This is a genomic window from Pedobacter suwonensis (assembly GCF_007833675.1).
GTDB lineage: Bacteria > Bacteroidota > Bacteroidia > Sphingobacteriales > Sphingobacteriaceae > Pedobacter > Pedobacter suwonensis.
On record NZ_CP031708.1, the window covers coordinates 3,151,207 to 3,163,407 of the forward strand.

Sequence of the window (12,201 nt, forward strand, 5' to 3'; positions counted from 1 at the left end):
TCAAATAAATGTTCACGAGTGATTTAAGATGGTCCGGATAGATTCAGAACATGTGGATTTTAGGATGTTAACTGCTTTATTAGATCTGGATCTGGTTATTCGAGATGGTGATGATCATGCCTTTTATTCACAATTTAATCAGATTGAGAGCATTAAGGAGCTTGTTATCGCCTATCAGAGGAGACTGCCGGTTTGCGGTGTGATAAAATCTTTCACCGCCATAGCAGCCGAAGTAAAAAGGATGTTTGTACGTCCAGATTACAAGAAGCAAGGCATAGCTGCTAAAGCTTTAAGCGAATTAGAAAACTGGGCTATTGAGCTCGGTTTTTCCTTATGCGTTTTAGAAACAGGCAAAAAACAGCCAGAAGCCATTGCACTTTATCAAAAGGCAGGTTATCGCATCAAGGCCAATTATGAGCAATATATCGGCATTGATAATGGCGTTTGTATGAATAAACCGCTCATCGTTAAACCCTAAACGCTTGGTACAAATGAATATTACTTTACAAAATGTTGGCAGAAGGTTTAACAAAGAGTGGATTTTCAGAAATTTAAGCGCAGAATTTACCTCAGGAAACAGTTACGCAATACTTGGACCTAATGGTTCTGGTAAATCAACACTGCTTAGCGTTTTAAACGGTAGCTTATCCCCTTCTGAGGGCAAAATTTCATTTTTTATAGATAAGACCGAGATCCCAGTCGAAAATATTTATAAATACACCAGCCTTGCTGCCCCCTATCTGGAACTGGTTGAAACTTTTACGCTAAAAGAGATCATTGACTTCCATTTTAAGTTTAAAGATTTTGCTATTGGTTTAGACGCAAAAAAGCTGATCAGTATTTTAGGATTAGAGAAAGCAGCAAATAAACAAATCAAGTACTTTTCTTCGGGAATGAAGCAAAGAACCAAACTGGCTTTGGCCTGTTGTGCAGATACACCCATTTTATTTTTAGATGAGCCAACAAGTAATTTAGACGTTCAGGGCATAAGTTGGTACCGCGAACTCATTGAAAATTTTGGGAAAGAACGGCTTACCATAATCGGTTCAAATCAGATACAAGAATACGATTTCTGCTCTAAGCACATACAAATAGCTGATTATAAGTAGCTTAAGCTACATTACAGCGATTATAGCAAAGTCTGATTTGTCATACATTTGTATTATAAATATTTTTTTGAAAAAATATTTTGAGATTCGTAGATTATACTTACCTTTGCACCACCAAAAAGAGAAACAATTATTTAATTTATCTCTCTAAGTAAAGATTATATTTTTCCATTTTTGGAATCAATTATATAGCCCCTAAAGGCAAAGAATTTTTCATAGTTTAGTTTGAGGTTTAGGTTGATTATGCCTTTGGAGTGGTTCCCAAAGGCATTTCTTTTATAAGGACTTTTTTCCATCACACGGCTCACCATTTATAAACCAGATCGCAATACAATACTTTGGATTCATGCCATCTCCGTTTTACAACTTAGAAACTGGAAGAAGATTAAAACGAAAGTATGCCTTTCTGGTTACGATTAATGAAGGTTTTGCTTTTCAAATCTGTCTGCATTTTTTAACTTTGATTTTTAATTCTTAACAAAACAATATTCACGATTACAAAATGGCAAAGGCATCAGAAGTAAAAAGCGGAAATGTACTTCGTTTTAACGGAGAGTTGGTAAGTGTAGAAGAGTACATCCACCGTACTCCGGGGAATTTAAGGGCTTTTTATCAGGCGCGTATGCGCAATGTAAAAACTGGTAAAATTGTAGAATACCGCTTCCGTACAGATGAAGAAGTGACCATTTGCCGGGTAGAAACCAGCGATTATCAATACCTGTATGAGGATGGCGATTACCTGGTGGTGATGGATAATAACACTTATGAGCAGTACAACATCCCCAAATTACTTTTTGGCAGCTCGATTAAATTCTTAAAAGAAGGCATGAATGTTACCATTGCTTTTGAAAGTGATGAGCCGATTGTTGCCCAACTGCCTAATAGTGTAGAACTGGAAATCACCTATTCTGAACCTGCCGTTAAAGGCGACACCTCCACCAGTGCGCTAAAATATGCCACTTTAGAAACCGGCGCTGAAATCAGGGTTCCTTTATTTATCAATCAGGGAGAAAAGGTGAAGATTGATACCAAAACAGGCGAATACCTGGAGCGGGTAAAATAGTTTAACGATGGTTTAAATTTTCTTAAACCATAAGCCTTATGCCTTAAACCTTTATCGTTTTTTATCAAAATAATTTTACCTTTGCCGTCACGAAAAACTGAAATACAAATCCATTTTAGGATCATACAATATGGCAAAAGCATCAGAAATTAAAACAGGTAACATTCTTCGTGTAAACAATGAGCTGGTTACTGTTGACGAATGGAATCACCGCACACCAGGAAAAGGTGGCGCATTTTATACCGGTAAATTCCGCAACATTAAAACAGGCAGAATTGTTGAAGCCCGCATGAATACCGATGAGGCAGTAGAAATCTGCCGCGTAGAAACCAACGATTACCAATACTTATATGAGGAAGGTGATTCTTTGATCGTAATGGATAACAATACCTACGAACAGTTCAATGTTGAAAAATCCTTGTTCGGTTCGGCAATTAAATTCTTAAAAGAAGGCATGAGCATCATTGTATCAATGGAAAGCGATGAAGCCATTATGGCCCAGTTACCAAACTTCGCCGAATTTGAAATTACTTACTCAGAGCCTGCGGTGAAAGGCGATACTTCAACAAATGCGCTAAAAGCAGCAACATTAGAAAATGGTGTTGAAGTTAAAGTTCCTATGTTTGTGAACCAGGGCGATAAAATTAAAATTGATACCCGTACCGGTGAGTACGTTGAGCGTGTAAAATAATTTTAATCAGCACATATAGAGGCCTCTGAAGTTAATGCTTCAGAGGCTTTTTAGCTTATTATGACCGGGAAGGCTTCAAAAACCTCCGGAGTCTGTAAAATATTTCATTTGTCATTATGTTGAAATCTCAAATCAGAAAGCAAGCACTGAAGGATCGATCATCACTATCCGACTCCGCATATAATGAGTTAAACACAGCGCTCTTAAAACAGTTTAAAACGCTGAATTTTAGCTCAATTAAAACGGCCCATATCTTTTTGCCGATTAAGGAACGAAAAGAACCTGATACTTTCATGCTAATCGGATGGCTCAACAAAACCCTGCCGGATATTAAAATTATTGTACCCAGGGCAGATTTTGAAACGGCATTAATGACCAGTCACGAATACTTAGGGGTAGGCGATTTAAAACAGAACGTTTATAACATCCTTGAACCTCAAAAAGGAAGCCTGCATGAGGGCGAAGTAGATCTTGTAATTATTCCGCTTTTAGCGTTCGATAAACAGGGTTATAGGGTAGGTTACGGCAAGGGTTTTTATGATCGTTTTCTTAAAGGTTTAAATGCTCAAAAAATAGGTTTATCTTTGTTTCCTGCAATAGAAAAAATCGACGACGTACATGAACATGATATCAAACTCGATTTTTGCATTACACCAACAGAAATTATAAAGTTTTAAGCTCACCGGCATGCCACAGGAAATTGTTATCAAAACCGAAAAACAGTACGAAGACAATATGATTGCCGTATTTGAACTTCAGGAAAAAGAAGATTTAACGGCCGAAGACCTAAAACAAATAGAATTAATGTTAAAGGCTGGGGAGAAATATGAAGCAGAGCACCTGTAAGGGTTCATTAGTCAATGACCATTGGTTTATTGGTCCGGGTGCTTAATAAACAGTCTGTATCTCGCGTTATCTCGACTGGAACGCAGTGGAATGGAGAGATCTACCTGGAGTTAAATTTCTTATTTGCGTTTCATCCCGTTTGATATTATGGATTTTGCGGGATAAATCAATTCGGGAACAATCCGTGTTCTCAATGCATATGTGCTTAAACCCAAGAGCGATGTGCTTTCACAAAATCGCTCACCAGATACGCGATCAGCTTAGCGGTTAACCGGTTTACCCTACCATCCAGCATCCGAGTAGCTCCTTCACAAATATGTAGATAAGAAAACTTATTGGCTTTACTCAAGATTAGCTTTCTGATATCATTAACCGCAAATCCAGATGGCGTTTCTGCACTCGAAAGCACGTTCTGAATACAATCCAAGTCAATTTCCAAACCTGCTGTTGGCCCTAATTCTTCAATTAAACGGTTATAATCCGCTCCGGTTAAAATATCCTCAAAAAATACGGCGTTTAATTTAGGATTGTTATCGATCTGGCTTAAAATAGCCTCATTGTTATAATTCTGATGCAGTCCATACATCAAATAATTACCGAGATAATTTTCATTTAAAGCATAAGAAAAACCATTTCCGCTATGCCGGCCTTCTAGTTCCCTTAAATCAGCATGCGCGTCAATATTTAGCACATCAATTGGGCCTCTACAGGCTAAGGAAGCACCTTTAATCATGCCATAAGCATTGTTATGCCCGCCACCAATTACAATCGGGATTTTTCCTGCCGCCACAATTTTTTCGGTGACAGGATAAACCAATTCGTCAATTTCAGCCACTTTATACCGCAGGCCTTTTATGGAAGAGTCGCCCGGCTCGTCAACCTCGAAATGGCCCAAAACCATGATTTCCTTACCATCCAAAAAATGGTTACTCTGGATATTTAAAAAAGCCGTCAAAGCCGGGCGCCATGCCGATGCGGCTCCTGCAACTCCGGCGTTTGCACGTACACCAATATCTTCAGGGATGCCCAGCAACACAAATTTCGCATTGATGTTTTGCAATTCTTCCCATGATGACCAAACAGCAACTTTCTCGCCCAATTTAGTTTCACCATCACGGCGGATAATTAACCGATCGATGTCGTGCCGTGCATAGATTTTAAGGTTATCCATTATAAATTTTACCATTTAAAATCACCTGATCTACCAGACTTTCGCCAAAACTATAGGGCAGATAAGCAATTGATGGCATCGGTTTAGTAATCATTAAATTTGCCTTTTTTCCAACTGTAATACTTCCATAATCCCCGCTCAACTCCATTGCCGCAGCACCGTTTAATGTTGCAGCATTGATAGCCTGTTCCGGAAACATTTTCATTTTAATGCAGGCTAATGACACTACAAAATTCATATTTCCCGAAGGTGTCGAACCCGGATTGTAATCGGTAGCCAAAGCTAACGGCAAACCAGCTTTAATAAAGCCCTTGGCATCGGCGAATGGAATCCCTAAGTAAAACGAACAGGAAGGCAGCAACGTTACAATGGTATTCGCATTTCTTAACGTTTCAATGGTCTCTTCATTACTTTCCTCTAAATGATCGACTGAAATGGCCCCATTTTTAACAGCAACCTCTATTGCTCCTGAAACTGAGAGTTGGTTGGCATGTATTTTAGGTTTTAAACCATATTTTGCCCCTGCTTTAAGTATCTGGTCGGTTTCTTCAACAGAGAAAAAACCTTTTTCACAGAAAACATCAATATAATCGGCCAGTTTTTCTTCCGCGATCTGAGGTAGCATTTCATTAATAATCAAATCAATGTAACCCTGATGATTGTTTTTAAACCCGGCAGGAAAAGCATGGGCGGCCAAAAAAGTGGCTTTAACCGGAATCGGGAATTGATCTTTCAGCCTGCGGATTACCCGCAACATCTTGATTTCACTTTCAGTCGTCAATCCATATCCGCTTTTGATTTCAACTGCCCCTGTTCCCTGAAGAATCATCTGTTTTAACCTAAGCGCAGCACTTTGAAACAATTCCTCTTCTGTTGCCTTTTGAAGTTTATTGGCCGAGTTTAAAATCCCCCCACCCGCAGCCGCAATTTCTTCGTAGCTTTTGCCCTGTATTTTCATGGCAAACTCTTCCTCACGTGAGGCTGCGAAAACAATATGCGTGTGGCTATCGCACCAGGATGGGAAAACGTAACGGCCTTTAGCCGAGACTTGAGATGGGAGATTTGAGATTTGAGAAGGAATTGAGCTCATTTCGCCGAAATCTTTAATAAGACCATCTTCTATCAAAAGCCATGCATTTTCGAGAACAGGTAAATAATCCAGTTCACTGCCACGAAGCACTAACTTCTCTTTAGGATGCAGGCCAACAAGGCCTTTTATGTTTGTGATCAGCATATATGGGCTGGTTAATTGTTGAAACTGTATAAACTGGCTAATAAAAAGGGCTCAGTTAACCGGTTTAAACAATTAACCGATTAACCCAAAAACCTATTCGATCTCTAAAAGCACCGGACAATGATCAGAATGTATGGCATCAGGTAAAATCCTTACATTTTTCAGGCGGCTTTCCATGGGCCTTGTTGCAAGATGATAATCGATCCGCCAGCCCAGGTTCTTCCCTCTTGATCCTGCACGGTAACTCCACCAGGTATAATGATGTGGGTCTTTATTAAAATGGCGGAAGGTATCAATAAAACCGTTATCTAAGAATAACTGCATCCACTCCCTTTCTTCTGGTAAAAAACCAGATGAATTGGCATTGGATTTTGGGTTATGGATATCAATAGCGGTATGGCAGATGTTATAATCGCCACTAACAATCAAATTTGGAATCTCTTTACGTAATTCCCCAACGTAGGCATCAAAAAACCGCATAAATTCATATTTCTTTACCTGCCGGTCATCTCCACTAGAGCCCGAGGGCATATAAAGGCTCATTAAAGAAAAATCATCAAAATCAGCTCGTAAAATGCGTCCTTCTTTATCAATCCACTCTTCACCGCAGCCAAATTCTACATGATTAGGTTTGATTTTAGCTAAAATGGCTACGCCACTATATCCTTTTTTCTCTGCAGGGAACCAATAATGGTGGTAACCCAACTGCTCAATCAGTGCAATAATTTCGGGGATTTGCGAAGGTAACGCCTTTACTTCCTGTAAACAGACCATGTCGGCATTGGTAGCTTGTAACCAACCAAAAAAGTTTTTGGTACTCGCAGCCCTAATCCCATTAACGTTATAAGAGATAATCTTCATTCAATAAATTTCAATTGTTGTGAGCGGTAAATTTAGAGATTAATTGAATAAATGCTTAGTAATTCAGATTTGCTTTCGTTAAATTTGTTTATGAGCATCGAAGAATTAAAAATAGAGATTGCAAAAAAGGTTTTCGAAACAGATGACGAGAATCTTTTGTCGGAGCTGGACATGCTTTTAAGCCATAGTGAACCAGTTGTTTTAGAAGAACTTCCTCAACACGTCCAAGATGGAATTAAAAAAGGGCTTAAACAGGCTGAAGAAGGTAAATTAACTCCTCATGATGAAGTAATGAAACGGTATGCGAAATATTTATGAGTTTACAGATATTATGGACCGATGAAGCAAAAGAAACTTTTGATGCAATTTTTTTCTTCATTCTGGAGAAATTTAGTGAGCAATCAGCAAAAAAGTTTTTAAAACAAGCAAATAAAATCCTTCAAATAATAAAACTACAACCTGAAATTTTTGAGGCATCAATTTTCAATCAATGTAGGAAAGGAAGAATTACGAATCATACATCCGTGTTCTATGAAATTCAAAATGATCAAATTCGGCTTCTATTTTTTTTCGACAACAGACAGGATCCTTTAATTACATAACCATTTTATCTTTCAACCCTCCCTGAAGCAACTGTTTCTCCAATCTTTTCGCTTCTCTCCTTTTCAAAACGGTTACTTCCATTTTCACGTCTTGCTTTGGCCGGTCGTTTTTATTCGTTGGCAAAGCGGCAATTTTATCCACCATATCCAAGCCCATCACAATTTCACCGTAAACAGTATAATTACGGTCTAAATGTGGCGTACCGCCAATCGTTTTATATATTTCCCGCTGCCATTGGGGAATTTTGAACTTCAGCCGTTTTTCTTCTAAATTATCCAATTGCTGGTCGGTAAAAACCTTACCCTGAACAAGGTAAAACTGACTACCACTCGATGCCTTGGCCGGATTAACATCATCACCCTCCCTGGCCGCGCCTAAAACGCCTTTTTTGTGGAATAAGCTATCATTAAACTCTCCCGGGATGGTATATTTTGGCCCACCTTCGCCCAAAAGCGAATCTGGCTTTGCATTTTTAGAATCCGGATCGCCACCCTGAATCATGAAATTATTAATTACCCGGTGAAACAACACCCCGTTATAATATCCGGATTTGACTAGTTTTAGAAAATTATCACGATGCAGAGGGGTTTGATTATATAGTTTAATAATGCATTCTCCAAATTCAATTTTAATCCTAACATATTGATTTTTTGGCTTTGCAGCAAAGGCTGAAAGTATAGAAAAGGTACAGAGGAATAATAATATTTTCTTCATTTGAATGGTGTTTAAGGCTAAAGTAAGCTAAAAAATGAAATTGAGTAAATAATTATTGGCTTTATTCGATTTTTTTTCCCTTACCTTTGTATTGATGAAGTTAAAACAAAAAATAGCACTTTCTTTGGCTGTATTCTATGCAGTTAGTGTTATGGGTTTGGCTTTAAGTCTCCATTTCTGTGGAGGCAAACTTGAAAATGTTAAACTTTTCAGCAATGAGGTTTCCTGTAAGTTCTGTAAGGATATCCCTGCAGAAAAGAAAGATGATGATTGCTGCAAAAACACCCGGGTAACAGTTAAGGTTAAAGATAGTCACCAGGCAGAGGCACAAGTAAAAATGCCTAAGCTATTTTCTATCCAGCTTTTTCTTCACCCGCCAGTTTTAGCATTTTTAACAGATATTACCCCGAAATTTTTTAGTAAAATTTCAAATAAAGCGCCACCACTTTCCTCGCGGATTGCGCTGCATATTTTCAATTGTATTTTTAGGAATTAGGATTCTATTATTCCCGTTATGCTGATCCGATGGCTTATCGGATTCGTTTAGCATCTATTTGCTATGTAAGCGCTGATAACGCGGCCTGACAATAGCTTCATTTATTCTAATTTAAAAATCATGAAAGCAGTAAAAATATTCAGCATCATTATGCTATTCTTTGCCGTTAATGTTTCGGCACAAAAAATATCCTCAGCAGATTTACAGGTAACCGGTTTAACCTGTTCTATGTGTTCAAATGCTACACAAAAGTCATTAGAAACCTTAAACTTTATCAGCAGTATAAAACCTGATTTAAATAAAAACATCTTTGTGCTTACCTTTAAGCAAGACACGAAAGTCAACCTTGATCTGGTACGCAAAAAAGTTCAGGATGCTGGTTTTTCAGTTGGTGGCTTAACAGCAAGCTTCAATTTTAACGATGTAAAGATTGATGATAAAGGCCAGGCCATTATTGATGGAAATGTATACCGTTTTGTAAACGCAAAAAGCAAAACACTTAACGGAACTATAAAAGCCAGTATTGTAGATAAAGATTTCATTTCAGGCAGTGCATTTAAAAAGCAAGCCACAAACGCTAACTCTGATGCTTATGCCAGCGGAACTGGTGTGGTTAATGGGAAAAAAACACGCATCTATCATTTAATTCTTTCTTAAGATGAGGCGAATATTAGTATTGGCGCTGATGGTGATTGGCGCCTATACAAATGGTTTTACACAAGAATTATATGTATTTACCGAGCCGGCCAGTAACATGCCAACCAAATCGATCGGCGTGAGGCTTACCAACGAGGGCATGTTTAATAATCCGGGGTTTGTAAGCAGGACCATTCCTGAGGTAATGATTGGTTTTAATAAAAACCTGATGATGCATCTGCAGGGTTTTATGTCGGATATGGATGGTAAATACCGCTTAGAGGGTGGTAGTTTATATGCCAAATACCGGTTTTTATCTCTGGATGAGGCACAAAGCCATTTTAGGGCATCGGCTTTTGGTCGGGTGAGTACCAGCAAACGACCAACATATACAAGAGACATTAACCTGGAGGGCGACAATAGCGGCCTACAGGGCGGATTGGTTTTTACCCAGCTGCTGCACAAACTGGCATTATCATCAACACTGGGTTATGCCCATGCTTTCGAAAATAGCGAAAGGCAAATTACCGGAATGCCGCAACCCAAGAATATGTTGTCCTATAGTTTATCCTCAGGTTATTTGGTTCTGCCGGTTGTTTACAAAGATTATAAGCAGCCTAACTTTAATGTCTATCTAGAGCTATTAGGTAAAACTGATCCAGGCAGCGGCCAGTCTTATTTAGACATTGCCCCCGCTATACAAGTAATTTTAAACAGTACGACCCGTATCGATTTTGGCTACCGTTTCCAGGCAGCTGGAAATATGGATAACCGATACACCAAAAACATGTACCTGCTTCGTGCAGAATTTAATTTCTTTAACGTTTTAAAATAAAAAAAGATGAAAAAAATATTAGGATTGGTTGCCATCATGACGATCGCGACAACAGCATTCACTTACGCGCAAAGCAAAACAGACGTAGCATTAAACCAGGTATTAACGGCTTACTACGATGTAAAAAATGCATTGGCCGCAGATAAAAAAGATGTTGCCATAGAAAAAGCAAAAGTTTTATCAGCAAAGGTAAATGCAGTTAATCATAAAGACCTGCCGGCAGAGCAGCATAAAATATTTATGGAACAGGCTGCAGTTATCAAAAGTAAATCTGCTCAACTTGCTGGCTCAAACGACATCAAAACCCAAAGAAAGGCTTTTGAAGGAATTTCTTATGCCATGATCAAAACATTGAAAAGCTTGAAATTTAACAGCCAAACCGTGTATGTTCAACATTGCCCAATGGCAAAAGCGAGCTGGTTAAATGAAAAAGAAAACATCGAAAACCCCTATTACGGAAGCATGATGTTTGATTGTGGTGATGTTTCTGAGACCATAAAATCGAAATAATGCAGTTGCATATCAAAAATATGGTATGCAACCGTTGTAAAATGGTGGTTAAGGCCGAGCTGGAAAAGCTTGGCTTTAAACCCCTATTGGTTGAGCTTGGCGAGGTTACCCTTTCCGAAAACATAACAGCTGATGATAAAATTAAAATTGCGGAGCAACTAAGCCATTTTGGTTTCGGGCTGCTAGAAGATAAAAAGACCCAAATTGCAGAACAGATTAAAACTGCCATCATTAACCTGGTTCATTACACCGTAAAACCTCTGAAAATCAATCTTTCCGCTTACCTCAGCGAGCAGTTGAAACAGGAATACACAGGCCTAAGCAGCATTTTTTCTGAGGTCGAAAACCAAACGATTGAAAAGTATTTCATTGCTCAAAAAATAGAGAAAGCAAAAGAAATGCTTACCTATGGCGAACTTACTTTGAGCGAAATTGCCGCACAGCTTAACTATAGTAGCGTGGCGCACCTGTCAGCACAGTTTAAAAAAGTTACCGGAATTACACCTTCGGTTTATAAATCCGGGTCAACAGATAGCCGGAAAACGCTGGATGAGGTTTGAGGATGTAAAATGGAAAAGGTAAGATGGAGGATGTGCATAAAGCTTATGGTCAATAGTTAGATAGATCATGGTTAATGGCCCAAAAGCAAGTGTCTATGAACCAAAAAGAATTAATCCATTCAAACAGTTAACCGATTAACCCCCGCCAAGCAATTTCTTACCATAAGTCAATACTGTTGGCTCAGTTATCAACTACATTTGCATCTAAATAAAATCACTAAATATGAAAAAATTATTCTTATTTCTGATCGCTACCTCAATCAGCGTGGCATCATTTGCGCAAACAAGTTGGAAAATCGATCCGATGCACTCATTTGTTAACTTTTCAGTTAAACATATGGGTATTTCTTTTGTTGATGGTTCATTTAAAAAATTCGATGGAACGGTTACGGCTTCAAAACCAGATTTAACCGACGCCAAAATCAGTTTTACGGTTGACGTAAATAGCATTACTACTGGTGTGGATATGAGAGATGGCCACTTAAAAACGGATGATTTTTTTAATGCTGAGAAATTTCCAACAATGAAATTCGAAAGCACTTCTTTCAAAAAATTAAGCGGTAAAAATTATGAGTTAAGTGGTAAATTAACCATCCGCGATGTAACCAAAGATGTAAAATTTGCGGTTGTTTATGGCGGTACGGCTAAAGATCAACAAGGCAATACCAAAGCTGGATTTGGCGCTACAACAACCATTAACCGTTTAGATTATAATATTAAATATGACCCAACTGGTGCAGGTGTTGCAAAAGATGTTGCCATCAAATTAAACCTGGAGTTTGTTCAGGGAAAATAGTTGATAAATCGTCATTCCGGGCTTGTCCCGGAATCTTTGGTTTTAAATAGATCCTGAAACAAGTTCAGGATGACGG

Annotated in this window: 18 protein-coding genes; 14 read left to right on the forward strand and 4 right to left on the reverse strand. The window is 38.5% G+C overall.

Annotated features, from left to right (window positions below):
- Positions 1-64 precede the first annotated feature (64 nt).
- The 6 genes from DV942_RS12880 to DV942_RS23490 all read left to right on the forward strand — a co-directional run bounded on the left by DV942_RS12880 (position 65) and on the right by DV942_RS23490 (position 3,709).
- The gene (locus DV942_RS12880; RefSeq protein WP_450091354.1) at positions 65-478 is read left to right on the forward strand and encodes a GNAT family N-acetyltransferase; all 414 of its coding nucleotides are present in this window, start codon (positions 65-67) and stop codon (positions 476-478) included.
- Between the two features lie 13 nt (positions 479-491).
- A complete protein-coding gene (locus tag DV942_RS12885; RefSeq protein ID WP_145858041.1) occupies positions 492-1,109 on the forward strand; it encodes an ABC transporter ATP-binding protein in 618 nt (205 codons plus the stop codon).
- Between the two features lie 502 nt (positions 1,110-1,611).
- Positions 1,612-2,172, forward strand: a complete 561-nt coding sequence (gene efp, locus DV942_RS12890) for an elongation factor P (protein ID WP_145858043.1) — start codon at positions 1,612-1,614, stop codon at positions 2,170-2,172.
- 130 nt (positions 2,173-2,302) lie between these two features.
- Positions 2,303-2,863 (forward strand): elongation factor P, encoded by a 561-nt coding sequence (gene efp / locus DV942_RS12895; protein WP_090983422.1) that lies wholly within the window; start codon positions 2,303-2,305, stop codon positions 2,861-2,863.
- Between the two features lie 116 nt (positions 2,864-2,979).
- Positions 2,980-3,540 carry a 5-formyltetrahydrofolate cyclo-ligase gene (locus DV942_RS12900; protein WP_145858045.1) on the forward strand — a complete coding sequence of 187 codons (561 nt, stop codon included), beginning with the start codon at positions 2,980-2,982 and terminating at the stop codon, positions 3,538-3,540.
- Between the two features lie 10 nt (positions 3,541-3,550).
- Positions 3,551-3,709: a hypothetical protein gene (locus DV942_RS23490; protein ID WP_167354761.1), complete on the forward strand. Its 159-nt coding sequence runs from the start codon at positions 3,551-3,553 to the stop codon at positions 3,707-3,709.
- A 205-nt stretch (positions 3,710-3,914) separates the two neighbouring features.
- On the opposite strand, the gene DV942_RS12905 is transcribed toward DV942_RS23490, so the two are convergent.
- The 3 genes from DV942_RS12905 to DV942_RS12915 form a co-directional block, all read right to left on the reverse strand.
- Positions 3,915-4,880, reverse strand: coding sequence for a formimidoylglutamase (locus DV942_RS12905; protein ID WP_145858047.1), 966 nt, complete (start codon positions 4,878-4,880; stop codon positions 3,915-3,917).
- Positions 4,873-6,114: an imidazolonepropionase gene (hutI, locus tag DV942_RS12910; RefSeq protein ID WP_145858049.1), complete on the reverse strand. Its 1,242-nt coding sequence runs from the start codon at positions 6,112-6,114 to the stop codon at positions 4,873-4,875. Before hutI ends, DV942_RS12905 begins: the two co-directional genes overlap by 8 nt.
- 93 nt (positions 6,115-6,207) lie before the next feature.
- Complete coding sequence (locus DV942_RS12915; protein WP_145858051.1) at positions 6,208-6,975, reverse strand: exodeoxyribonuclease III; 768 nt, start codon at positions 6,973-6,975, stop codon at positions 6,208-6,210.
- 90 nt (positions 6,976-7,065) lie between these two features.
- Between DV942_RS12915 and DV942_RS12920 the strand changes: the two genes are divergently transcribed.
- Positions 7,066-7,293 carry a hypothetical protein gene (locus DV942_RS12920; protein ID WP_145858053.1) on the forward strand — a complete coding sequence of 76 codons (228 nt, stop codon included), beginning with the start codon at positions 7,066-7,068 and terminating at the stop codon, positions 7,291-7,293.
- The gene (locus tag DV942_RS24145) at positions 7,290-7,577 is read left to right on the forward strand and encodes a type II toxin-antitoxin system RelE/ParE family toxin (RefSeq protein ID WP_145858055.1); all 288 of its coding nucleotides are present in this window, start codon (positions 7,290-7,292) and stop codon (positions 7,575-7,577) included. The genes DV942_RS12920 and DV942_RS24145 overlap by 4 nt, the downstream gene beginning before the upstream one ends.
- Here the strand turns inward: DV942_RS24145 and DV942_RS12930 are convergent.
- Entirely contained in the window at positions 7,570-8,292 is a 723-nt protein-coding gene (locus tag DV942_RS12930) for a peptidylprolyl isomerase (RefSeq protein WP_145858058.1), read from the reverse strand. The two genes, DV942_RS24145 and DV942_RS12930, sit on opposite strands and share 8 nt — an antisense overlap.
- A gap of 94 nt (positions 8,293-8,386) precedes the next feature.
- Here DV942_RS12930 and DV942_RS12935 point away from each other — a divergent pair, with 94 nt between their 5' ends.
- The 6 genes from DV942_RS12935 (at position 8,387) to DV942_RS12960 (ending at position 12,125) form a co-directional block, all read left to right on the forward strand.
- A complete protein-coding gene (locus tag DV942_RS12935) occupies positions 8,387-8,788 on the forward strand; it encodes an HYC_CC_PP family protein (protein ID WP_145858059.1) in 402 nt (133 codons plus the stop codon).
- Between the two features lie 120 nt (positions 8,789-8,908).
- Positions 8,909-9,445, forward strand: a complete 537-nt coding sequence (locus DV942_RS12940; protein ID WP_145858062.1) for a heavy-metal-associated domain-containing protein — start codon at positions 8,909-8,911, stop codon at positions 9,443-9,445.
- Between the two features lies 1 nt (position 9,446).
- Positions 9,447-10,259: a hypothetical protein gene (locus DV942_RS12945; protein WP_145858064.1), complete on the forward strand. Its 813-nt coding sequence runs from the start codon at positions 9,447-9,449 to the stop codon at positions 10,257-10,259.
- Positions 10,260-10,265: 6 nt separating this feature from the next.
- Entirely contained in the window at positions 10,266-10,769 is a 504-nt protein-coding gene (locus DV942_RS12950; protein ID WP_145858066.1) for a DUF3347 domain-containing protein, read from the forward strand.
- Positions 10,769-11,329, forward strand: a complete 561-nt coding sequence (locus DV942_RS12955; protein ID WP_145858068.1) for a helix-turn-helix domain-containing protein — start codon at positions 10,769-10,771, stop codon at positions 11,327-11,329. The genes DV942_RS12950 and DV942_RS12955 overlap by 1 nt, the downstream gene beginning before the upstream one ends.
- Positions 11,330-11,552: 223 nt before the next feature.
- Entirely contained in the window at positions 11,553-12,125 is a 573-nt protein-coding gene (locus DV942_RS12960; RefSeq protein ID WP_145858070.1) for a YceI family protein, read from the forward strand.
- Positions 12,126-12,201 lie beyond the last annotated feature (76 nt).

Excerpts from the sequence above, each read along its gene's own strand:
- DV942_RS12885 (WP_145858041.1), top strand. The coding sequence starts at position 492 with ATGAATATTACTTTACAAAATGTTGGCAGAAGGTTTAACAAAGAGTGG.
- DV942_RS12945 (WP_145858064.1), top strand. The coding sequence starts at position 9,447 with ATGAGGCGAATATTAGTATTGGCGCTGATGGTGATTGGCGCCTATACA.
- efp (WP_145858043.1), top strand. The coding sequence starts at position 1,612 with ATGGCAAAGGCATCAGAAGTAAAAAGCGGAAATGTACTTCGTTTTAAC.
- efp (WP_090983422.1), top strand. The coding sequence starts at position 2,303 with ATGGCAAAAGCATCAGAAATTAAAACAGGTAACATTCTTCGTGTAAAC.
- DV942_RS12915 (WP_145858051.1), bottom strand. The coding sequence starts at position 6,975 with ATGAAGATTATCTCTTATAACGTTAATGGGATTAGGGCTGCGAGTACC.
- hutI (WP_145858049.1), bottom strand. The coding sequence starts at position 6,114 with ATGCTGATCACAAACATAAAAGGCCTTGTTGGCCTGCATCCTAAAGAG.
- DV942_RS12900 (WP_145858045.1), top strand. The coding sequence starts at position 2,980 with ATGTTGAAATCTCAAATCAGAAAGCAAGCACTGAAGGATCGATCATCA.
- DV942_RS12930 (WP_145858058.1), bottom strand. The coding sequence starts at position 8,292 with ATGAAGAAAATATTATTATTCCTCTGTACCTTTTCTATACTTTCAGCC.
- DV942_RS12905 (WP_145858047.1), bottom strand. The coding sequence starts at position 4,880 with ATGGATAACCTTAAAATCTATGCACGGCACGACATCGATCGGTTAATT.
- DV942_RS12920 (WP_145858053.1), top strand. The coding sequence starts at position 7,066 with ATGAGCATCGAAGAATTAAAAATAGAGATTGCAAAAAAGGTTTTCGAA.
- DV942_RS12955 (WP_145858068.1), top strand. The coding sequence starts at position 10,769 with ATGCAGTTGCATATCAAAAATATGGTATGCAACCGTTGTAAAATGGTG.
- DV942_RS24145 (WP_145858055.1), top strand. The coding sequence starts at position 7,290 with ATGAGTTTACAGATATTATGGACCGATGAAGCAAAAGAAACTTTTGAT.
- DV942_RS12950 (WP_145858066.1), top strand. The coding sequence starts at position 10,266 with ATGAAAAAAATATTAGGATTGGTTGCCATCATGACGATCGCGACAACA.
- DV942_RS12940 (WP_145858062.1), top strand. The coding sequence starts at position 8,909 with ATGAAAGCAGTAAAAATATTCAGCATCATTATGCTATTCTTTGCCGTT.
- DV942_RS23490 (WP_167354761.1), top strand. The coding sequence starts at position 3,551 with ATGCCACAGGAAATTGTTATCAAAACCGAAAAACAGTACGAAGACAAT.
- DV942_RS12960 (WP_145858070.1), top strand. The coding sequence starts at position 11,553 with ATGAAAAAATTATTCTTATTTCTGATCGCTACCTCAATCAGCGTGGCA.
- DV942_RS12935 (WP_145858059.1), top strand. The coding sequence starts at position 8,387 with ATGAAGTTAAAACAAAAAATAGCACTTTCTTTGGCTGTATTCTATGCA.
- DV942_RS12880 (WP_450091354.1), top strand. The coding sequence starts at position 65 with ATGTTAACTGCTTTATTAGATCTGGATCTGGTTATTCGAGATGGTGAT.